This window comes from Eremococcus coleocola ACS-139-V-Col8 (genome assembly GCF_000183205.1).
In the GTDB taxonomy this organism is placed as follows: Bacteria; Bacillota; Bacilli; order Lactobacillales; family Aerococcaceae; genus Eremococcus; species Eremococcus coleocola.
In genome coordinates, this window is sequence record NZ_AENN01000015.1 from 263,435 (window position 1) to 284,050 (window position 20,616).

19 protein-coding genes are annotated in these 20,616 nt (G+C 38.2%); 2 read left to right on the top strand and 17 right to left on the bottom strand.

Translation table 11 applies throughout. The features are described 5' to 3' along the window. The 10 genes from HMPREF9257_RS04985 to HMPREF9257_RS05030 form a co-directional block, all read right to left on the bottom strand. A complete protein-coding gene (locus tag HMPREF9257_RS04985; RefSeq protein ID WP_006418584.1) occupies positions 1 to 1,293 on the bottom strand; it encodes an efflux RND transporter periplasmic adaptor subunit in 1,293 nt (430 codons plus the stop codon). 257 nt (positions 1,294 to 1,550) lie between these two features. After that, on the bottom strand, positions 1,551 to 1,799 hold the full coding sequence (locus tag HMPREF9257_RS04990; RefSeq protein ID WP_006418209.1) for an MFS transporter: 249 nt from the start codon (positions 1,797 to 1,799) through the stop codon (positions 1,551 to 1,553). Positions 1,800 to 2,134: 335 nt separating this feature from the next. Then, a complete protein-coding gene (gene ptsP, locus HMPREF9257_RS04995) occupies positions 2,135 to 3,862 on the bottom strand; it encodes a phosphoenolpyruvate--protein phosphotransferase (RefSeq protein ID WP_006418341.1) in 1,728 nt (575 codons plus the stop codon). Continuing rightward, a complete protein-coding gene (locus HMPREF9257_RS05000) occupies positions 3,862 to 4,128 on the bottom strand; it encodes a phosphocarrier protein HPr (RefSeq protein WP_006418248.1) in 267 nt (88 codons plus the stop codon). Before HMPREF9257_RS05000 ends, ptsP begins: the two co-directional genes overlap by 1 nt. A 119-nt stretch (positions 4,129 to 4,247) precedes the next feature. Continuing rightward, positions 4,248 to 5,825, bottom strand: a complete 1,578-nt coding sequence (locus HMPREF9257_RS05005; protein WP_006418465.1) for a peptide chain release factor 3 — start codon at positions 5,823 to 5,825, stop codon at positions 4,248 to 4,250. Between the two features lie 165 nt (positions 5,826 to 5,990). Further along, on the bottom strand, positions 5,991 to 6,650 hold the full coding sequence (locus tag HMPREF9257_RS05010; RefSeq protein WP_006418271.1) for a hypothetical protein: 660 nt from the start codon (positions 6,648 to 6,650) through the stop codon (positions 5,991 to 5,993). A gap of 75 nt (positions 6,651 to 6,725) precedes the next feature. Then, on the bottom strand, positions 6,726 to 8,090 hold the full coding sequence (gene mgtE, locus HMPREF9257_RS05015; RefSeq protein WP_006418223.1) for a magnesium transporter: 1,365 nt from the start codon (positions 8,088 to 8,090) through the stop codon (positions 6,726 to 6,728). 30 nt (positions 8,091 to 8,120) lie between these two features. Further along, a complete protein-coding gene (locus HMPREF9257_RS05020; RefSeq protein ID WP_006418365.1) occupies positions 8,121 to 9,011 on the bottom strand; it encodes an RluA family pseudouridine synthase in 891 nt (296 codons plus the stop codon). A 27-nt stretch (positions 9,012 to 9,038) separates the two neighbouring features. Further along, positions 9,039 to 9,851, bottom strand: a complete 813-nt coding sequence (locus HMPREF9257_RS05025) for an NAD kinase (protein WP_006418461.1) — start codon at positions 9,849 to 9,851, stop codon at positions 9,039 to 9,041. Between the two features lie 2 nt (positions 9,852 to 9,853). After that, on the bottom strand, positions 9,854 to 10,513 hold the full coding sequence (locus HMPREF9257_RS05030) for a GTP pyrophosphokinase (protein ID WP_006418569.1): 660 nt from the start codon (positions 10,511 to 10,513) through the stop codon (positions 9,854 to 9,856). Between the two features lie 180 nt (positions 10,514 to 10,693). On the opposite strand from HMPREF9257_RS05030, the gene HMPREF9257_RS05035 reads away from it, so the two are divergent. Continuing rightward, positions 10,694 to 11,389, top strand: coding sequence for a DsbA family protein (locus HMPREF9257_RS05035; protein WP_006418428.1), 696 nt, complete (start codon positions 10,694 to 10,696; stop codon positions 11,387 to 11,389). Positions 11,390 to 11,504: 115 nt separating this feature from the next. On the opposite strand, the gene HMPREF9257_RS05040 is transcribed toward HMPREF9257_RS05035, so the two are convergent. The 6 genes from HMPREF9257_RS05040 to HMPREF9257_RS05065 all read right to left on the bottom strand — a co-directional run bounded on the left by HMPREF9257_RS05040 (position 11,505) and on the right by HMPREF9257_RS05065 (position 17,658). Beyond that, positions 11,505 to 13,271 (bottom strand): ABC transporter ATP-binding protein, encoded by a 1,767-nt coding sequence (locus HMPREF9257_RS05040; protein WP_006418484.1) that lies wholly within the window; start codon positions 13,269 to 13,271, stop codon positions 11,505 to 11,507. Further along, positions 13,264 to 15,018, bottom strand: coding sequence for an ABC transporter ATP-binding protein (locus tag HMPREF9257_RS05045; protein ID WP_006418600.1), 1,755 nt, complete (start codon positions 15,016 to 15,018; stop codon positions 13,264 to 13,266). The genes HMPREF9257_RS05040 and HMPREF9257_RS05045 overlap by 8 nt, the downstream gene beginning before the upstream one ends. 153 nt (positions 15,019 to 15,171) lie before the next feature. After that, the gene (gene rplT / locus HMPREF9257_RS05050; protein WP_006418269.1) at positions 15,172 to 15,528 is read right to left on the bottom strand and encodes a 50S ribosomal protein L20; all 357 of its coding nucleotides are present in this window, start codon (positions 15,526 to 15,528) and stop codon (positions 15,172 to 15,174) included. A 21-nt stretch (positions 15,529 to 15,549) separates the two neighbouring features. Then, the gene (rpmI, locus tag HMPREF9257_RS05055; RefSeq protein WP_006418487.1) at positions 15,550 to 15,747 is read right to left on the bottom strand and encodes a 50S ribosomal protein L35; all 198 of its coding nucleotides are present in this window, start codon (positions 15,745 to 15,747) and stop codon (positions 15,550 to 15,552) included. A gap of 23 nt (positions 15,748 to 15,770) precedes the next feature. Then, positions 15,771 to 16,298, bottom strand: coding sequence for a translation initiation factor IF-3 (gene infC, locus HMPREF9257_RS05060; protein WP_006418226.1), 528 nt, complete (start codon positions 16,296 to 16,298; stop codon positions 15,771 to 15,773). Positions 16,299 to 16,482: 184 nt separating this feature from the next. Beyond that, positions 16,483 to 17,658 carry an O-antigen ligase family protein gene (locus tag HMPREF9257_RS05065; protein WP_006418318.1) on the bottom strand — a complete coding sequence of 392 codons (1,176 nt, stop codon included), beginning with the start codon at positions 17,656 to 17,658 and terminating at the stop codon, positions 16,483 to 16,485. A gap of 188 nt (positions 17,659 to 17,846) precedes the next feature. Between HMPREF9257_RS05065 and HMPREF9257_RS05070 the strand changes: the two genes are divergently transcribed. Further along, positions 17,847 to 19,037: a serine hydrolase gene (locus tag HMPREF9257_RS05070; protein ID WP_040466693.1), complete on the top strand. Its 1,191-nt coding sequence runs from the start codon at positions 17,847 to 17,849 to the stop codon at positions 19,035 to 19,037. 252 nt (positions 19,038 to 19,289) lie between these two features. Here HMPREF9257_RS05070 and HMPREF9257_RS05075 read toward each other — a convergent pair whose 3' ends face one another. After that, positions 19,290 to 20,609 carry a nucleotide sugar dehydrogenase gene (locus HMPREF9257_RS05075; protein WP_006418177.1) on the bottom strand — a complete coding sequence of 440 codons (1,320 nt, stop codon included), beginning with the start codon at positions 20,607 to 20,609 and terminating at the stop codon, positions 19,290 to 19,292. Between the last annotated feature and the right edge of the window lie 7 nt (positions 20,610 to 20,616).

Here is a 20,616-nt window from a genome sequence, read left to right on the forward strand (position 1 = left end):
TTATTGGGATCCCTCAGCTGAAAGAGGGTCTTCAATATTTTGGTTATCTATTATTTCAACAGTTTGACCATCACTTAAGTCAATAGGATTTAAAATAACTTGTTCGCCTACTTTAAGTCCTCGTTTAATTATATCCTGACCGGCCTCTTGCTCTAGCTTTATTTCTTTTTTAAAGGCTCGTCCATCTTGGTAAATAAAGACATATGTTTTGCCCGCTTGATCAAGAATAGCCTCAGCTGGAATAACATAACCGGGTAACTTTATATTTACTTTTGCCGAAAAACCCGCTTGCAGTTTTGTTTCAGGTTTTACAACAAAGGCAAATTTAGCACTTTCTGCATTACTTGGGCTAGGACTAGGACTCGTATTAAGCCCTTCTTGTTGACTGTTACTAGTATTAGTGCCACTGTAAGCAGGGATATCTTCATACGAAATAATACTACCTTTCACCGTCCGGTCTTCGGCCGGTAGATAAATTGTCACCGGTCGGTCTTCGGCTAGGACATAGAAATCAAACTCATCGACTTGACCCCGAACCACAATATCTTCGGAAACAATTCTGACCAATGGCAGACTAGAATCCGTTTGCCCGTTTAAGTTTAAATAGACCTTTCCATCCGCTTGAGCCTTAACACTGGAACTCTGTTTTTCTTTCAAACGTTCAATCTTAATGGTTGCATCATCAATTTGCTGGTTAAGTTGACGAATTTGTTCCTTAACAGATTCCCCCCCATCTTGGTCATCTAAACCTTCCGATTCTGCTTCAGCTGAAGAATTGGGTGCAGACACACTCTGTCCGATTTCTGCGACAACATAGTATCCGTCCTTAGCGTTAGGATCTAATTCAATTTGATCTCCTTTAAAATTATAATAGACCCCGGTCAATTCAGTGAGTTGATTCAATAAAGATTGTCTTTGGTCAATCAGCCTTTGATTCTCCCTTTGGGCATCCTCTAATTCATATTTAAGATCTTGGCCATTATTATTATAAGTAAAGAGAATATCCCCCCGCTGAACTTTCTGTCCATCCTTAACCTTAATGTCGGCAATCTCTCCCTGATTCGAATCATAAAAATAAGCGCTATCACCCGCTAATTGGACCGTCCCATTGACAGTAACTGGAGCTTGGTCTGCTACAGCATATACCATATAAGCAGCTCTAACATCCGCTTCACTTTGACTTTGCTCAGCATCCTCTCCGGGAAGCAAAACTTGTTTGACCGCAAGCCCCAATCCTGAAAGAAACAATAGGGACAGGAGTCCAATAAATACACCTTTTCGAAGCTTGAACATGATACACCTCTCTTTTCCACGTTTTGTGGAAGATTTCACTACCAGTGTATCCTATCATTTTAACAAAATCAATATGATTATTACCCTTTTTAATATTTTTTAGGTGCGCCAATATATTTTTTTGATAGGATTTTTCTCATAAAATAAAAAAGACGACCCTATTCTCTAGAATTAGAAGAGGTTCGTCTTCAAAGCTATGAATTATATCACTTAGGCTATCTCTTTACTTTTAATCGTTAAATGGAAGAAATAGTAACCTAATAGAACATAAATGATAAAGAGAAAACCGCAATTTGTTGGTTTCCGGTTATTTGAGTAATCACAGAAACCAAGAGGGTTCCCACAAAGGAAGCTCCCTTTCCACAAATATCAAAGATACCAAAATACTCACCCGATTTATAACCTGGGATTATCTTGGCATAATAAGACCGGGACATGGCTTGAATCGCTCCTTGGAACATCCTCACAGCCCCCGCTAAATTCCAAAATTCATACAGTTGATCCAATTGAACCCCATAAATTACAATAAATGTTCCATCAAATAAATTGCTTTAGCCGCCTTTTTATCTCCATTTTTGGCCTCGCTAGTCGGACGAATCTGATTCAAAGAGGTAAACGTAGTTTCGGAAGAAGAAAAAAACAAAATAAAATAGCACATACGATGAAAATTATAATACTGGATATCTGGTCTGAATCCAAGAAGTAGTCCCCTTCAAGGTAAACTAATATTAGCTGGGTTAAAAACTGTATATGTAAAAAAACTCGGTCACCTTACTTAGCATAAAAGTCTTAAACAAGCTTTTACAACTAAGAAGGGACCGAGAATTTTAATATTTAAAAATTATTTATTAACTAAATCATTAACTAATTGAACAACTTCTTCAGCTGTCGTACATTCAGTCAAAGCCTTATGAGCCAACGCTTGAACATCTGGCATTGATAAGCGACTCATCAAGCTCCGAGTTTTCAAGATACTTGAAGCAGACATAGAGAATTCATCCAAACCTAAACCTAATAATAATGGCACAGCTGTTTGGTCACCAGCCATTTCGCCACACATCCCCGTCCATTTACCTTCTTTATGAGAGGCATCAATTACGTTTTTAATTAAACGTAAAATAGATGGGTTATATGGTTGGTATAGGTAAGATACTTGTTGATTCATCCGGTCAGCGGCCATGGTGTATTGAATTAAGTCGTTAGTACCAATTGAGAAGAAATCAACTTCTTTAGCAAATTGATCTGCTAAAACAGCAGCAGCTGGGATTTCAATCATGATACCTACTTGAATTTCGTCTGAAACTGGAATGTTTTCAGCTACTAAGTTAGCCTTTACTTCTTCTAAAATAGCTTTAGCTGCCCGGAATTCTTGTAAGGTAGCAATCATTGGGAACATGATTCTTAATTTACCATGGACAGAAGCTCTTAGTAAGGCTCTTAATTGAGTTTTGAACATATCAGGACGATCTAAACAGATCCGAATAGCCCGGTAACCCAAGAAAGGATTCATTTCTTCTGGTAAAGATAAATAAGGTAATTCCTTGTCGCCACCAATATCCATGGTCCGTACAACAACGGGCTTATCACCCATGGCTTCTAAGACAGCTTTATAAGCTTCATATTGTTCATCTTCAGTTGGGAATTCAGCTGAATCCATATATAAGAATTCAGTCCGGTATAAACCAATAGCTTCCGCACCATTAGCAATCGCACCCTCTGCATCCTTAGGCGTACCAATATTGGCCGCTAATTCAACATGGTTACCATCCGCCGTTAGGGTAGGAGCATCGACTAATTTAGCCCATTCTGCTTTTTGATCTTCAAAAGCTTGTGCTTTTGCTTGATACTCAGTAATTTCCGCTTGGCTAGGATTTAAAATTACTTTACCTTCTAAAGCATCCACAATAATCACTTGGCCATCTTGAACATGGTCCGTAATTTCTTTAGAACCTACAATGGCAGGAATTTCTAAAGAACGAGCCATAATAGCAGAGTGAGACGTCCGACCACCAATATTAGTTACAAAAGCTTTTACATACTTTTTATTTAACTGTGCGGTATCGGAAGGAGTCAAGTCATTGGCTACAATGATTACTTCTTCTTGAATGGTTGCAGGACTGGCTAATTTAACCCCTAATAAGGCAGCTAAAATACGTTCTGACACATCCTTAACATCGGCAGCACGTTCTTGCATATAAGGATTATCTTCCATAGAAGAGAAAATCGTAATAAACATCTCAGAAACTTCTTTTAGAGCAGCTTCTGCGTTTATAGCTTCATCTTTAATCTTAGCAGTAACTTGACCCGTAAATTCAGGGTCTGATAAAAATAATAAGTGAGCATCAAAAACTTGAGCTTCTTCAGCCCCTAGTGATTCAGCCGCAATATCACGAATAGTAGAAATTTCGTGGGTTGCTTGTGCCACAGCCGTATCAAAACGAGTAGCTTCGGCTTCAACATCTGAAACTTTAGTCGTTTCAAAGCTTAAATCGGGGTCTGCTAAGAGATAAACAGGAGCAATTGAAATCCCATCAGAGGCAGCAATACCTTTTAACTCAGCTTTTGTCATTATTCAGACAAACCTTCTTTTTTCATGGTTTCTTCGATGGCAGCAATCGCTGCAGCTTCATCTTCACCTTCAGCAGTAATCACTACATCAGCACCTTGACCAACACCTAGTGACATAACACCCATAATAGATTTTAAGTTTACTGATTTACCCTTATATTCTAAGTTTAAGTCAGAAGCGAACTTGCTAGCAGCTTGTACTAACAAAGTAGCGGGACGAGCGTGAATACCTGTTTCTGCTACAACGTGAAATTCTTTCTTTTCCATAATCAAAGTCTCCTTTAAAATTTAATATTCGCTGAGAAAAATTCAGCTTTTACTTATAGATAGTATCATTTTTGCTAATAAAGTACAAGAAATTTAGGAAAAGGCTTTAATTAAACCTCTTACAATAGCTTCTCAAGCTCAATGTCAGGATATTTAGATGTAAACCAATTTTCTGCAAACTGATTTTCAAATAAGAAGACCGGCCGATCAAAGCGGTCTTTAGCTAAAATATTCCGACTAGAGGACATCTTGGGATCCAAGTCTTCCGGCTTAATCCAGCGGGCAATCTTATGCCCCATTGGTATCATTTCAACTTCAGCATTATATTCATTTTGTAAACGATATTGAAAAACTTCAAATTGGAGTTGGCCTACCGCACCAATAATATAATCTTCGGTGTGGTAGGTTTTATATAATTGGACCGCTCCTTCTTGGACCAGTTGTTCAATCCCCTTATGGAAGGACTTTTGTTTCATAACATTCTTAGGCGTTACCCGCATAAATAATTCGGGAGTAAATTGTGGTAAGGCAGGAAACTTAACCACCTGTTTGCCCTCATAAATTGAGTCTCCAATTTGTAGATTTCCGGTATCATAAAGACCGATAATATCTCCCGCAACTGCACTTTGAACTTCTTCCCGGCTATCGGCCATAAATTGAGTAGTATGTGACATTGATAAGGACTTACCGGTCCGTTCTAACGTAGTTGACAGACCTTTTTCAAACTCACCCGAACAAATCCGAATAAAGGCAATACGATCGCGGTGAGCTGGATTCATATTTGCTTGAATTTTGAAAACAAAACCGGTAAAACGTGAATCAGCAGGATCAATTACTTGTTCATCTACAGTTAATGTTGCAGAAGGGGCAGGAGCTAGATCCACAAAGGCATCAAAGAAAGTTTGAACCCCGAAACCAGTTAAGGCTGATCCAAAGAAAACAGGGGTTAATTTACCAGAATTAATCCGATTTTGATCGAAAGGATTTCCTGCTTCGGATAGTAATTGAGCATCTTCCAGTCCTTGAGTATAGAGACTAGAGGATTTAAAGTCATAGTCCCCTTCAACTTGCCCTTCATCATTTAAAGGTAGGTAATGACTATCATCATCGCCCCGCCGTAATTCTACTCGGTGGTTATATAAATCATATAAGCCTAAAAGGCTAGAGCCCATCCCCATTGGCCAGTTCATTAAATAGGCATCAATGCCTAAGACTTCTTCTAATTCCTCGACCAATTCAAGAGGTTCGCGGCCATCTCGGTCCAACTTATTCATAAAGGTAAATATTGGAATGCCACGGTGACTCACAACCTCAAACAAACGCTTCGTTTGTGGTTCAATCCCCTTGGCAGTATCAATGACCATAACGGCAGCATCCACTGCCATTAAGGTTCGATAAGTATCTTCCGAGAAATCCTCATGGCCCGGGGTATCTACGATATTTACCTGATAGCCATCATAGTCTACTTGCATTACCGATGAAGTTACTGAAATCCCTCTTTGTTTTTCAATTTCCATCCAGTCTGACTTAGCAAATTTATTTGACTTCTTCCCTTTGGCCTTAACCGTCCCAGCTTGACGAATGGCACCTGAAAAAAGCAAGAGTTGTTCGGTTATCGTGGTTTTACCCGCATCTGGGTGAGAAATAATTGCGAATGTACGTCTTTTTTTAACCTCTTGGGCTAATTCCTTACTCATAGGTCACTTCCATTTCATAGTTTGCTTTTAATAAATAGGAAAAGGAGCGGGCAAGAAGCATGAAAATCTCTGATTTTCGCTACGTCTGCCCACCCCCGCACAGCTGATTAGGTTAAATTAAGCCGCCTAGCGACACACAACCTAAAGTTAAATTCACCGTTCTATTTATGAATTATTTGAAAATAATAAGCGGATTTTTTCTTGATCACTCTCAACTGACTTATCTTCTTTATTCTCTTCTTTATTCTCGTTATCAATAACATCAGAGATTAGCTTTTGTAATTCCGCTTTTTCAGCTTCACTCAAATTCGCTTCTGGACTGAGGTCTTGGTGACTCTTCCAGGCATCCATTGATTCAGTTTCAAAGTTCTCAACTTGGAGTGAAAATTGTTCAATTTTCTTCTTAGGATATATTTTATCAAAGTTAGTGGTATCGAGCATATCTTGGTATTCCTCTAAAATCGCTTGCATCCGATTTTTCATTTCTTTAAGCTGATCTTTAAGTCCAACCCCAGATTCAATGAGCCCCTGACTTTGAAAAACAAAATCTTCCTTATATTGAGTAATTTGCTCTTCCGTTTGATTTATCATTTGAACCGCTTTGTCATTTGATTCTTGGATAATTTGATTTCCTTTTTGCCGCGAATCTAAAATGGAGTCTTTAATGCTGGCTTCTAACTCTTTATATTTTTCAATTTCACTTTGAGCTTGAGCTAACTGTGCTTGTAGATCAGCTATTTTTTGCTTTTGTTCTCCGAGCAAATGATCAACTTGACTCTTCTTATAACCGAATAAGCTTGAGCTTAACTCTTTTCCTATTTCCATCTGACTCCCCCCTTTTTCTTTTATTCAATCCGTTACTTATCTATTCTAGCAAAAAATCACAAAAGTTTCATTAAATTATTGAATTAAATTCAAGAAGAAAGAAGCAATTGAAAAATAAATAAATACTGAGGTTAAGTCACTTAAAGTAGAAATAAAAGGTCCCGAAGCAACAGCCGGATCAAAACCTATCCGATCCATTAGTTTAGGAATCAGCGACCCTGCTAGATTAGCCACAATAATGGCCATCATCATAGCAAAACCAATAATAGCTCCTAAAAACAAATTATGTTGCCATACTAAAACAATAACCATGACCGCTAAACCAACCACTAAGCCCGTGATAGCTCCGGTTAATAACTCAAAAGATAAGGATGAAGTAAAATCATCTTCTTCACTTTTATTGGTCAGCTTGCGGACTGCAACCGCTAGGGATTGAGTTCCAGCGTTCCCGGCCGTACCAGTAATTAGGGTGACAAAAGCAGATAAGATTGAGGCTGAAGCAATGACATCTTGGTACTGGGAGATAACCGTAGAAGTTCCCATTCCCAAAAATAACAAGGTAATTAGCCAAGGTAAACGACTCTTTGCAGCTGAAAAAGGTGATAAATGTTGCTCTGATACATCGACGGCAGCTAAACCAGAGTAATCACTATCAGCCTCTTCCCGAATAACATCCATTATATCATCAACTGTAATCAGCCCTAGTAAAACTTGATCAAAACCAACTACAGGTAAGGCTAGCAAGTCATAATCTTGGACCATTTGAGCAACTTCTTCTTGGTTGTCATTCACTTGCACGGTAATAACTCGATTATTCATGAAGTCTTTTACCTGCTTATCTTCTTCATTTACAATTAAGTCCCGCAAGGATAAAACACCGGTTAACCGACCTTCTTCATCCACCACATAGACATAATAAATGGTTTCTGCTTCTGCCGCTTGTTTGCGAACTTTCCGATAGGCGTCACCCAAGGTGATATTTTCAGGAATCGATATAAATTCAGAGGTCATAATCGCCCCCGCAGTTTCTTCCATATAGGACATCAACTTAGAAATTTCGCGGGCACTTTCTACCGGCATCAGGTGCAAATAGATATTCACTTGATTACGGTTTTTTAATGAATTTAACACATCTACCGCATTATCGGAGTACATGGCTCCCAATAAGGAAGCTGCATAAGAATTCGACATCTCGTCAAAATAACCAATTACTGAGTCATCTTCGTTTTCTAACATATCAAAGATATCGGCTAACTCAGTAGGCGAAAGGTATTGATAAATTTTATTACGATCATCTACTTCCAAAGCCGCAAAAATTTGGGCCCGGTCATAATTATGCAAGGCCAAAAATTCAGTCCTGAACCGGGTCATCCGATTATGGGCTAATAATTGATGAATAATTTCAATATTTTCTTCTAAGGATCTTTCAAAGATTTCCATAACTAATTCCTCCTTAACTCCTTAGCTTTCTCAAGCTTGGGCCTCAAGCCATGCTTGCATATCAGCCGGTAAGGCTTGTTTAAGTATAATCTGCTCATGACTAAAGGGCTGTTTGAATTCCAGTTGGCCACAATGCAATGCTTGGCGCTGGATTTGGTCTTGATAAGACCCGCCATATAAAGTATCCCCTACGAGTGGACCTCCCAAATGAGCTAAATGCACACGAATCTGATGAGTCCGCCCCGTCAGCAGTTGTAATTTTAATAAAGTTGCCTCTGGATACTTATCTTGAACCCAAAACCGGGTCAAAGCAGGCCGCCCACTTACGTCTACTCTTCTTTGGATAATTGAATCAGGGTGACGGCCAATCGGCGCATCAATCAAGCCCTCCCTTGGCCAATCAATACCTTCTGAAATAGCATAATAGTACTTTTTAATGGTCTTATTCCTGATCTGTTGATCAAAGTAGGCATGAGCCAAGCGATGCTTAGCAATTAACATTAATCCCGAGGTATCTCGGTCTAAACGAGTCACTATATGAATCACTTGATCAGAGTAGCCCTGTTGCTGGTAATAACCTTTAATCCGGTTAGCCATGGACGAATCTGGATGTTTCTGTGATGGAATTGAAACTGTGTTAATAGGTTTATTTACCACCAAACAGTCTGGATCTTCATAAACGATTTCTATTGGGAGTTGAGAAGCAGGAACTGTTTCATGACCGAGTTCTGGTGCTGCTTGTACTTTCAATCGATCGCCTGGTCTCAAGCTTGCTCTGACTGTCACTGCTTGTCCATTTAATAATATACTACCGCCTCGATATTTAACTGCCGACAGAAACTTCCGCGGAATTCCCTGTTCTTGTAAAAAATTACGAACCAGTTGAGGCTGGTCGGCTTGATAAATCCATTCTAATTCCATACTATTTCCTTACTAGTCTATTATAATTTAATACTTGCGACCAATAAATGAGCCTTCAACACGGTTCCAAAAATGCAGGTGTTTAAAACTAGCAAAAGCAATTCGTTCTTGAGCAATCTGTACGCGAATGGCTTGAACCGCTTTATCTTCATAATGAAGATGGTCCACACTCAGAGAGAAGGCAGTTTTATCTGCGATCGGAATTAATTTAATCCATTCATCTTTAGCAATAATAATTGGTCCGCTTAAGGTACGATAGACCCGGTTATTAATTGAAGCCATTTCAGTCATTTGGAGAGCATCGAGTCTTGGATGGATAACTGCCCCACCCAATGACTTAGAGAGACCGGTTGACCCTGTAGGTGTTGCTACACATAAACCATCTCCACGAAATGTTTCAAAGAAGTAATCTTTAATAAAAACTTCAGAGACAATCGTTCCTTTATTAGACCTTAAAGTAAATTCATTCAAGGCCAAAAGCGATTCTTTCTTACCGTCCTTATATCTTAGGGTGACCTGTAAAAGAGGATAGGTAATGGATTGCCCTTTGGGTTGGCTTAGAAACTGAATTAATTCATCCATTTGTTGAGGTTGCCAATCTGTATAAAAGCCTAGATGCCCCGTATGAATACCGACAAATTGAGCCTGGCTCAAGTATGCTTGAAATTGATGAAAAGCTTGCAGAAGCGTCCCATCCCCCCCAATAGTTACAATATAGTCTGGACTATCCTGATCATCGACGATATGTAAACCTTTGGCTTGGGCTTTTCGTAAGAACTCCTCTTTCACCAACCGTGACCGTGAACTATTGTTAGTATAAATCAATAGCTTATTTTTCAAAGTTAGTCCTCCCATTCCTTGTTTCTTTCCTCATGACGTTTTTCGAAAAATCGAGTCGCCTCCTGGATTTCATTTCGAATCTCAGACATTTCTTCATCCAATAGGAAGGCAGCTTCTGAGGCTCTTTCTAAGCGTTTTAAAATATGATCAGGGTATTTTCCTTGATACTTATAATTTAAAGAATGCTCAATCGTGGCCCAAAAATTCATAGCCAACGTTCTGATTTGAATTTCACAAATGACTGGAATAACCTCTTGGGCTCTTTGAACCGGATATTCAATTACCATGTGGTAAGAACGATAACCAGATGGTTTATGATTAGCAATATAGTCTCTAATTAGAAGGACTTTAAAATCTTGACGTTTACTTAGTAAATCAGCAGTATAATAAATATCTTCGACAAATTGGCACATAATTCTAATCCCTGCAATATCTTGTACACCAATTAAAATGTCTTCTGGCGCAATTTGGCGAACTTCCATCTTTTCCAAGATAGACTCTTTTGATTTTACCCGCCCGGTTACAAATTCAATCGGCGCATGCAAGTGTTGGGCCTGATATTCTTGTCGTATTTGTTTTAATTTTAATTTAAGTTCTGAAACAGCTTGTTGATAAGGTGCTAAGAAAACCTGCCAATCTTCAATAAAATTATCTGCTATCATTTTTCTTGCGCCCCTTTCCTTAAGCTCACAAATAACATTTTAACATAAAATTCAACTGAAACTATATAAAATAAACAGAGATAAAATTATTATTAATTAATTTTTAAGCTTTCTATTGGTAATAAATTTTTTTCTTTGTTAACATATAAATGAACGCAAAAGCAAGAAAGGAGGTCACTCGTGAGACAACAGAATTATCAAGTAGAATATAAATATAATGGCGTCCAAAATATTTTTGAATTTTATTTATTTATCAATCCTTTAGGCACTCTTTGTTATCAGTCTGAACAAGAAATTACCAAAGCAATTGATGTTATCTCCACGAATACTGACATCTATATCTTGCCCTTCCATAACCAGGATATCGTTAATTTATTTATGGAAAGGAAAGGGATTAAACGCTGCCATCTTGGTCTCCGAAACGAATTCTATCGTAAAATGTACCATGCTTCCCTGGCTTTTATTGCTGCCAGTATGCAGGGGCAGAAGAAAGGCCGACATTTTCTAATGAAAATGCAAGCCCAAGTTTCAGGTGAAATTGACCGTTTTGATAAAGCCTTAGTCTTAAAAATTGCCAAGCAATGTCATTTAGATTTGGAAACCTTCCGTCAAGATATGAATTCTGACTTTGTCCGAAATCTCTACCTAAAGAATCAAAACATTGCAAAAGAAATGTTAGTCCATCGCACACCTACCTTAGTGATTCAAGAATTACAATCAGGCGATGTACGTACCCTAACAGATAATGACATTGAATTTAATTCTATTCTGGATGAAACGGATGATATTGTGGCTCAGTACTTTTATCAAGTAGCCCAAGGGCCGGTACAAAAAACTAAAAAACACACCCAACTCCGTATCCTACGCAAAAAATAGAATAAAAGGAAGCGGCTGGAACCTAAGATTGTTCCAGCCGCTTCCTTTTTCTATAATTTATAAAATTGACTAAGACAATTGACATCACTCATCTTCTTATATCTATCTGTTGTTCCTAATCCTTAGCTGACGTGAATTGGCTATTATACAAATCATAATAAAAACCTTGGGCCGCTAATAGGGAGGCATGGTTACCAGACTCAATAATATGCCCCTGATCCATCACTAAAATTAAATCAGCATCTTGAATGGTAGATAAGCGGTGGGCAATCACAAAAGAAGTCCGCCCTTCCATTAATTTATCCATTGCTTTCTGGATTAGGAGCTCTAAGCGGGTATCTACAGAAGAAGTCGCCTCATCTAAAATTAAGATTTTTGGGTCAGATAAAAGAGCCCGAGCGATGGTTAATAATTGCTTTTGACCCAGAGATATATTAGAGGATTCTTGATTCATATGCATATGATAACCGCCTGGTAAAGTACGAATAAAATGATCGACATTAGTAGCTTTTGCAGCCGCTACGATATCTTGGTCTGAAGCATCTAAATTTCCAAACCGTAAATTATCCTGAATGCTTCCTTCGTACAACCAAGCGTCCTGTAATACCATTCCAAACTGTTTACGATACTCTTGGCGGGATAGTGACCGGATATCAATGCCATCTACTTCAATAGACCCTTCATTTACATCATAAAACCGCATTAATAGATTGATTAGGGTGGTCTTACCGGCTCCAGTTGGTCCAACAATCGCCACAGTCTGACCAGGTTCTACTTCAACTGAGAAATCTTCAATTAAGGGTTTATCCGGACTATAAGAAAAAGCCACATCTTTAAAGGAAACCTGACCACTAAGAGCTTGCTGCAATTCTTGGTCATAAGCTTGAGTCTCTTCCTCAGCCTCTAGTACTTCCATCACCCGGTCAATGGCTGCGGTGGCAGATTGAACCATGGCTGATAATTGTGTAATCATTTGGATAGGTTGGTTTACTTGCCATACATATTGGGTAAAGGCCTGCAAATTACCAATTGTCAAACGTCCAGCAATGGTCAAAAGTCCACCGACAAGAGCTACCGCTAAATAAGCTAAATGAGAGACCACGGACACAAGTGGCATCATCAAACTTGAAAGAAAGGAGGCTTTAAAACCTGTATCAAATAATTCTTGGGTAATTTGACGGAATTCAGTCTCAGATGAATCCTCATGGCCAAATAACTTGATGACATTAAAGCCAGTCAGGGATTCTTGCACAAAGCCATTTAATTTACCGAGAATATTGGCTTGCTTTTTAAAATGAGGCTGGGAGACTTTTACAATCGCTCTAGCGACTGCATAAGATAGGGGCATTGAAATTAAAACAATTAAAGCTAATTGCCATTGGAGAATAAACATCATAATTGCCACAAAGAGAATTGACAAGATAGCATTGACAACCTGGATAATCGCTTGCTGTGCAGCATTAGCAATCGCTTCAACGTCATTAGTAAAGCGGCCTAACATATCTCCAAATTGTCGTCGGTCAAAATAAGATACGGGCAAACGATTAATTTTGCTCATGATTGCATCTCTCAAATCCCGGGTCATGGCTTGAACTGCTTCAGTTACATAGTAGTTAGACCCATATGTCCCCAATTGATTAATTAAACCCCGTAGGAAATAAAGTAGCAAAATCATTAAGATATAGCGGTAATTTAAGCCCGCTCCTGCTTGACCTTGAGCCATGGCGAGGACATTGGCGGTAATTTCAGTAATGGCAAGACCTAAAACGAAGGGCTCTAGGACATTAGTGATGACCGTCATAACCACACAGACAATCGATAAAATTAATTTAAACCGATAAGGTTTGAAGAAAGGCCAGATTTTTTGAAATGAATTAAGCATGATCTTCATCCCCTTCCTTAAATAATTGATCACCCTTCATTTGTGAGGCGGCAATTTCTTGGTAAATTTTATTTTCAGCCATTAGTTGTTCATGAGTGCCACGACCAACAATCTCCCCTTCATTTAAGACAATGATTTGATCAGCTTGGCGGATTGATGAAATACGTTGGGCCACCACAAGGACGGTCGAGTGTTTGGTAATTTCACTTAACCGACGCCGAAGTTCGGCATCGGTTTTGTAGTCTAAGGCAGAGAAGGAATCATCAAAAACATAGATTCCTGGCTCTTTCACAATGGCACGCGCAATGGATAGCCGTTGTTTTTGGCCTCCTGATAAATTAGCGCCACCTTCCGCTAAAAAGGTTTGATACTTTTCTTGCGTCCGTTCAATAAAATCAGATGCCTGGGCCACATCACTGGCCCGGATTAATTCCTTTTCTGAAGCATCATATTTACCATAGCGTAAATTTTCACTAATGGTGCCGGTAAAAAGTAAGGCTTTTTGCGGAATATAGCCAATTTTCTGCCGCAGGGCTGAAAGTTTATAATCTCGCACATCGACCCCATCGACTAATATCCGCCCTAGCGTCACATCAAAAAAACGCGGCACTAATTGAACCAAGGTTGATTTCCCCGACCCGGTCGAGCCAATAAAAGCCACCATCTGTCCTGGCTGAGCTTTGAAGGAAATATTATGTAAAACCGGACTTTCAGTTTCACCAGGATAGGCAAAAGTTACATTATCAAATTCAAGGTAACCATTGGTCTCAGTTTCGGTCACCCCATCTTCATTCGGTGAGATAGAAATTGGCATTTCTAAGACTTCAGAGATTCGATTGGCTGAAACATTGGTCCGCGGATACATCATAAATAATTGGGAAAACATCATAATTGAAAACAAGGCATGAAAGGCATATTCAATAAAAGCCACTAATACCCCAATATTTAAGCGACCTGCTTCAATCGGTCCTAAAGAAAACCACATAATTAAAATAATCATCCATATTAAAATATGGAAAAAGAGCGGATTGGCTAAGCCCATTAATTTAAATAAACGCCCTGCCACTTGGCTATAATGGTTGGTTTCCTGATGGAATTTATCTGCTTGGAAGTCTTCGCGACTAAAAGCCCGAATGACCCGTAAACCCGTTAGATTTTCACGAGCATATTGGTTAATTTGGTCCAAAGACTCTTGTTGTTCTTTAGAAATTGGGCGAGATTTCTTAGCAATCCAAACAATCGAAGCAATTAAAAATGGCATGGCAGCGAGTAGAATCCAAGCTAAAGAAGGACTGGTAATAAATATCATAATGATAGATCCTAAAAACATCAGCGGCGTATTGAAACCTAAACGTAGGGTCATTTCCGTAAATTGCATGAGGACAAAGGCATCCGTAGTAATCCGGGTAACTAAAGAGGAGACCCCAATTTTTTCATATTCTTCATGCGAATATAATTGCAATTTTTCAAACATATCATTTCTTAAATCCCGAATCATTAAAGTGGTTAATTTGCTCGAAGCGTAGGATAGTAATACTCGCCCAGCTGCCCCTGCAATAATCACCAAGATCATAATAATAGACCAAAAATATAAAAGATTAACCTTTTGAGGAATAATCGCCTCGTTAATCATCTCTGCTAAAATCGTAGGTAAACCGAGGTTAATGAGAACGAAGAAAATTGCACCAATAAAATTTAAAAAAAGTAATTTTGGTTCACGTTTAATATAACGCCATATATGTGCCATAAGAGCCTCCTTTTCAATAGATATTTTATAGATATAAAAAAGATGAGTACCTACATCTAAAAAAATATTTTAGATACCAGCCCCATTTTATCATAGATATAATAAGAGGTAGAGCAAGCGGTGAAGGCCGGATACTCTACCCTAATAATTTAATTATTTAACAGCAGCTTTAGCTTGATCAACTAATGCTTCAAAAGCTTTAGCATCATTTACAGCTAAATCAGCTAACATTTTACGGTTCATTTCAATTCCAGCTTTTTTAAGACCATTCATTAATACTGAATAGCTTACGCCATGTTGACGAGCAGCTGCATTAATCCGAGTAATCCATAAACGACGGAAGTTCCGTTTAGTTTGTTTACGGTCACGGAAAGCATACATCCGAGATTTCATGACTTGTTGTTTAGCCATCTTGAATGAAATTGATTTTGCTCCGTAATAACCTTTTGCTAACTTAATTGTACGTTTACGACGTTGACGCGTAACGTATCCACCTTTAACACGTGCCATGCTTCGTTTCCTCCTCTAGTCTTATAATGATGAAATCATATGTTTAATACGTTTGTAATCACTTGCAGATACGAGTGATGCTTTACGTAATTGACGACGTTGTTTTTTAGTTTTACCGTGGAAACGGTGAGAAGTAAAAGCACGTCCCCGTTTTAATTTACCTGAACCAGTTCTCTTAACGCGTTTAGCAGTTGCGCGGTGTGTTTTTTGCTTTGGCATAATAATCCTCCTAGTTAATTTACTTAATTAGCACTTGGGGCTAAAATCATAAACATTGAGCGTCCTTCCATTTTGGGTTTAGATTCTACAGTAGCTACCTCAGCAGTATCTTCAATAAAATCTTCCAAAACATCACGGCCTAAATCTTTATGCGTAATGGCCCGTCCTCTAAAGCGAATGCTTACTTTGACCTTGTCACCTTTTTCCAAGAACTTAATGGCTTGTCTTAGTTTAGTTTGATAGTCATGTTCTTCGATTGAAGGACTTAAACGAATCTCTTTAACATTGACAACTTTTTGGTTTTTCCGTTGTTCTTTTTCCTTCTTTTGAAGTTCAAAACGGTACTTACCATAATCCATAATTCTTGCAACAGGTGGTTGCGCATTAGGCGATACTAAAACTAAATCAAGTTCAAATGATTCAGCAATCGTCAATGCATCGTTCAGTGATTTAACACCTAATTGATCCCCATTATCTCCAATAACACGTAGTTCTCGTGCACGGATTTGTTCGTTAATAGGTAATTCTTTAGCGATAATTTCCACCTCCATATTTGTTTGAGAGTGACAAGTTAAAAAAAGCCAGTTCTAACGAACTCGCTCCACATAAAATAGCATAGGTTATCCTTACACTAACTTTATTTGCCAATCGCTCTTGCTTATGGCGAGAAACGCGAGTTTCTACTTGTTTTCTCAACTTTTAAATAATAACACACGTTTCTTCCCTTTGCAAGGATTATTTTAATTTTTCTAATTCCTCTTTTGAAACTAGAATAACAATCAAGAAGATGTAGGCAATTTGCACCCAAAAAATAGCCACATCCATCGTCCCATGCACCAATACAATCAAAATGTAAGCAGAAATCAAAGCAAATTCTGGTCTTAAAGATTTGTCCTTAAATAATGTGATTAAATGGTGCCATAAAGGCTTCAACAAAACCAGTATTAAAGTAGCCCCAAGAACTCCATAGTTAGCTAGGGTATTGATATATAAATTATGGGCGTGCATTTGAGCATAATCACTATATAGGTAATAAAAATTTACAAAGGCCATGGCGCCCCTACCAAAGAGTGGTCGGCTCAAGAAAATAGCTAGGCCAACCGCCCACAAATTAAACCGGTCTTGAAAGGCATATGTTAAAGTTTCCATCCGTGGGATGAGCCCCGGTTTCAAGGTTAAAACCATCCCACCAACTAGGGCCAAACCAATAATATACTTGACCCAACGTGGTTGTAACCAAGCTAACATCCAGATTAGAACAATAACTAAAGTAGGTAAAAGCATTCGTGATGCAGTTAATATGATTGAAATTAATACTGCTCCAATGGCTCCCGAGCCGAGTAATAACCACTTATGATTGGACTCTTTTTTCATTATATAAAGGTTGGTCACCAAAGCCATTAAACAATACATACCGTAATAATTAGCATTAAAAAAGGTTGCTTCAGCTCGGGTTTGAATATTGGCATATTTAAAAATATACCAAGGACCATAGCCATGACCTAGTGCATAATTCAGATAAGTATAAAGACACATGACAGTTAAAGGAATAATTGCCAGGGCAATCACCTTTAAGGATAGATAATAGGTTTTCGCTTTAATTTGCTGAAGATAAAAATAAAAGAAAAAGAAGCCAAAAGCATAGACTAAGGGGACGGTCATCCCCGAAAGTGTCTGATTATAGATACCTACTGCCAAACTATACAATACAAAAATATAAAAGAGAAAATTTTTCTTTATAATCGTCCCTAAATGTTTGCGATTTTGAATACATAGAAAAAGTGTATATAGGATAAATGCTGCCGATCCTAAATAAAAAGAGAGAAACATCAGAATCAAGATAAGTAGAAACATCAGTTGGTCCAATTCCCACTTATTCTTTTCAAAAAAATTACTTACTTTTTTCTTCATAGCTTCCCCCTTTCTATTGATCCTGGTTTTTATTATAATTTCTCCACGATTACTTGTCATCTATTTAAAACGATATTTTATGGATTTTCTATGAATTTTCAGGTATTTATTGAAGACTACGGTTTCACACCTAGTCAACCTAGCTTGTTTTCGTTATAATATCCTAGAACGATTTTATCCTAGGAGGAATGATTTTGAAATTTTCAAAAAATATATCACTACTGGTTCTTGCTGTGATGACCATTACTTTAAGTGCTTCAAACCCTGCCACTATTTTTGCCCAAGAACTTAGTAAAACACCAAATTTTGGCAAGGAATCAACACTAAATACTGTTGACCCATATACTATGCCAAGTGATTATCCCCAAGAAATTCTTGACTGGTATAGGGATAATATGGATGCCCGTTCTTATATCGCAATTGATCAGGAGACAAATCGGGTTTTGGCTCAACAAGAGGGAAATAAACCATATCCAATTGCATCCATGTCAAAAATTATCTCTACTTATTTAGTTTATCAAGCAATCGACGAAGGTAAATTATCAATGGATCAAATGATTTCCATTGATCCAGCAATTATTGATAACTATACTTCAAATCCTAACTTATCAAATGTAGGTTTGGTAGCTGACCAAGAATATAGTGTGGAAGATTTACTCAATGGTGTGCTCCTGTCTTCAGGTAACGATGCTACCTCAGCCCTTATGTGGCAAATCTATGGTAGTGAAGAAGCAGGTGTCAATGCCATGAGCGACTTGCTACACTCTTGGGGCATTAATAATTTTAAACTTGTCTCAGTTTCGGGAACTCCTAATATTGAGCTAGCAGAAAATATCAGAATACCAGGAACAGGTGAAAACGATGAAAATACCATGTCTGCAGCAGACATCGCCTTAGTTGCTCAACATCTAATCACAGACTTCCCTCAAGTCTTAGATATTACTAATTCTGATTCTTATCAATTCAAGGCAGGTACTGACTACGAACAAACTTTGGTTAATAATAACCTTCTTAGAGCGGGCCAAGAGTATGGTCGGGACGGTATCACTGGTTTGAAATCTGGATTCACAGATGGAGCAGGCCGTTGTTTTGTCGCAACTTCAACTGAAAATGGGCGTAAGGTAATTGCTGTCACTATGGGGACCTTCACTGACCAATCAAATTCTTATTGGGAAACTGAAATTCTTCTAGATGAGTTGCTAAAATTCCCAGATCTTTATAAGAACGAAGCTCTACCTACCAATCTACCACAAGCAGATCCAAAAGAAGATGAAGCATCAGAATCTGACAGTTCTGAAAGCAACTCAGATAAGAAAGAAAAAACTTACGAAAACAAACGAAATAATCCACTGACTAATTTCCTAGGAAACCTGTTCTAAAACAAGAATATTGATTTAACAACTTAAGGGTTAGACTTTTATCCACTTAAAAGATTTTATAAGAGAAGAAAAGAAGCTGGGCAAAAAGCCCAGCTTCTTTAGTTAATTGAAAACAAATAATTTATCGCAGTAGTTGATTAGATGGAGACCACGTCGCAAAGCGACTTGTTCCATCCTAATCAACCTTGCGGGGGCGATCAGACGAAGCGAAAATCTGAGATTTTCTACCTCTTGTTCGCTCCTTTTTATTTATTACAAACGCCAATACAAGTATGACGGATCATCCATTAACTTATCACCTTGAATTCCTGAAACATCAATTAAGACCTTTTTAACTCGATCATCTTGGCTAAAGAATCCATCAATTTTATTTTTATCTAAATCTTTAAAGACTTGATGGGAAACGGCTAATATGATTGCTTGGCATTCTTTAACTTCAGCCATAGGTGACAGCTCAATATCATAGGCTAACTTAGCATCATCTGCATCAGCAATAGGATCTACCACTAGTGGGTCAATCCCATATTTCTGCATCTCTTTATAAATATCTAAAACTTTGGTATTACGAACATCGGGCACATCCGCTTTAAAGGTAAAACCTAGGATAGCAACCTTGGCAGATTTAATTTTTAAATCTGCTTGAATCATCAGTTTAATCAGGTTATCAACGACAAAGTGTCCCATTTGATCATTGATCCGGCGTCCTGAAAGAATTATTTCAGAATGATACCCTAATTGTTCAGCCCGATAGGTTAAGTAATATGGATCTACTCCAATACAGTGGCCTCCAACTAAACCTGGTGTAAAGGGAAGAAAATTCCATTTGGTCCCCGCTGCCTCCAAGACAGCACGGGTATCAATATTCATTCGATTAAAAATCATAGCTAATTCATTCATAAAAGCAATATTAACATCCCGTTGAGAATTCTCAATCACTTTAGCAGCTTCCGCTACTTGAATAGTTGGTGCACGATGAACGCCAACTTCTACCACTAATTCATAAACCTTAGCAATTAGCTCTAAAGCTTCAACATCTGATCCAGAAACGATTTTGGTAATATTCTCTAAGCGGTGAACCTTATCCCCAGGATTAATCCGTTCAGGTGAATACCCTACTTTAAAGTCTTGACCAAATTTTAAACCTGATTCTTCTTCTAAAATTGGAATACAAATATCTTCCGTAACCCCAGGAAAAACTGTAGATTCATAAACTACATAGGATCCCTTTGTTAAATACTGGCCCAGTGTCCGTGATGCGCCAATGACAGGCCGTAAGTCGGGTGTATGATCAGCATTCACGGGTGTTGGTACCGCAATGATATGGAATTTTGCTTGTTCTAATTGTCTTGGATCACTGGTAAAGCGTACCCCTGAATCCTTAACCGCTTGATCACCCACTTCATTCGTTGGGTCGATTCCTGCCTGATATTTGGCAATTTTGTGTTCATTGACATCAAAGCCAATAACATTTAATTTTTTGGCGAAAGCCACCGCCAGTGGCATACCGACATAGCCCAAGCCGACAACTGCTAAAGGGACATTCTTTTGTTTTAAATCTTCGTACAAATTCATTTTTTCT

Bases quoted from the DNA above. Each gene is read 5' to 3' on its own strand.
- infC (WP_006418226.1), bottom strand. From the start codon at position 16,298: ATGGAGGTGGAAATTATCGCTAAAGAATTACCTATTAACGAACAAATC.
- HMPREF9257_RS05040 (WP_006418484.1), bottom strand. From the start codon at position 13,271: ATGCTTAATTCATTTCAAAAAATCTGGCCTTTCTTCAAACCTTATCGG.
- mgtE (WP_006418223.1), bottom strand. From the start codon at position 8,090: ATGGAAATCTTTGAAAGATCCTTAGAAGAAAATATTGAAATTATTCAT.
- rplT (WP_006418269.1), bottom strand. From the start codon at position 15,528: ATGGCACGTGTTAAAGGTGGATACGTTACGCGTCAACGTCGTAAACGT.
- ptsP (WP_006418341.1), bottom strand. From the start codon at position 3,862: ATGACAAAAGCTGAGTTAAAAGGTATTGCTGCCTCTGATGGGATTTCA.
- HMPREF9257_RS05045 (WP_006418600.1), bottom strand. From the start codon at position 15,018: ATGGCACATATATGGCGTTATATTAAACGTGAACCAAAATTACTTTTT.
- rpmI (WP_006418487.1), bottom strand. From the start codon at position 15,747: ATGCCAAAGCAAAAAACACACCGCGCAACTGCTAAACGCGTTAAGAGA.
- HMPREF9257_RS04985 (WP_006418584.1), bottom strand. From the start codon at position 1,293: ATGTTCAAGCTTCGAAAAGGTGTATTTATTGGACTCCTGTCCCTATTG.
- HMPREF9257_RS05005 (WP_006418465.1), bottom strand. From the start codon at position 5,825: ATGAGTAAGGAATTAGCCCAAGAGGTTAAAAAAAGACGTACATTCGCA.
- HMPREF9257_RS05000 (WP_006418248.1), bottom strand. From the start codon at position 4,128: ATGGAAAAGAAAGAATTTCACGTTGTAGCAGAAACAGGTATTCACGCT.
- HMPREF9257_RS05065 (WP_006418318.1), bottom strand. From the start codon at position 17,658: ATGAAGAAAAAAGTAAGTAATTTTTTTGAAAAGAATAAGTGGGAATTG.
- HMPREF9257_RS05030 (WP_006418569.1), bottom strand. From the start codon at position 10,513: ATGATAGCAGATAATTTTATTGAAGATTGGCAGGTTTTCTTAGCACCT.
- HMPREF9257_RS05070 (WP_040466693.1), top strand. From the start codon at position 17,847: ATGATTTTGAAATTTTCAAAAAATATATCACTACTGGTTCTTGCTGTG.
- HMPREF9257_RS05010 (WP_006418271.1), bottom strand. From the start codon at position 6,650: ATGGAAATAGGAAAAGAGTTAAGCTCAAGCTTATTCGGTTATAAGAAG.
- HMPREF9257_RS05020 (WP_006418365.1), bottom strand. From the start codon at position 9,011: ATGGAATTAGAATGGATTTATCAAGCCGACCAGCCTCAACTGGTTCGT.
- HMPREF9257_RS05075 (WP_006418177.1), bottom strand. From the start codon at position 20,609: ATGAATTTGTACGAAGATTTAAAACAAAAGAATGTCCCTTTAGCAGTT.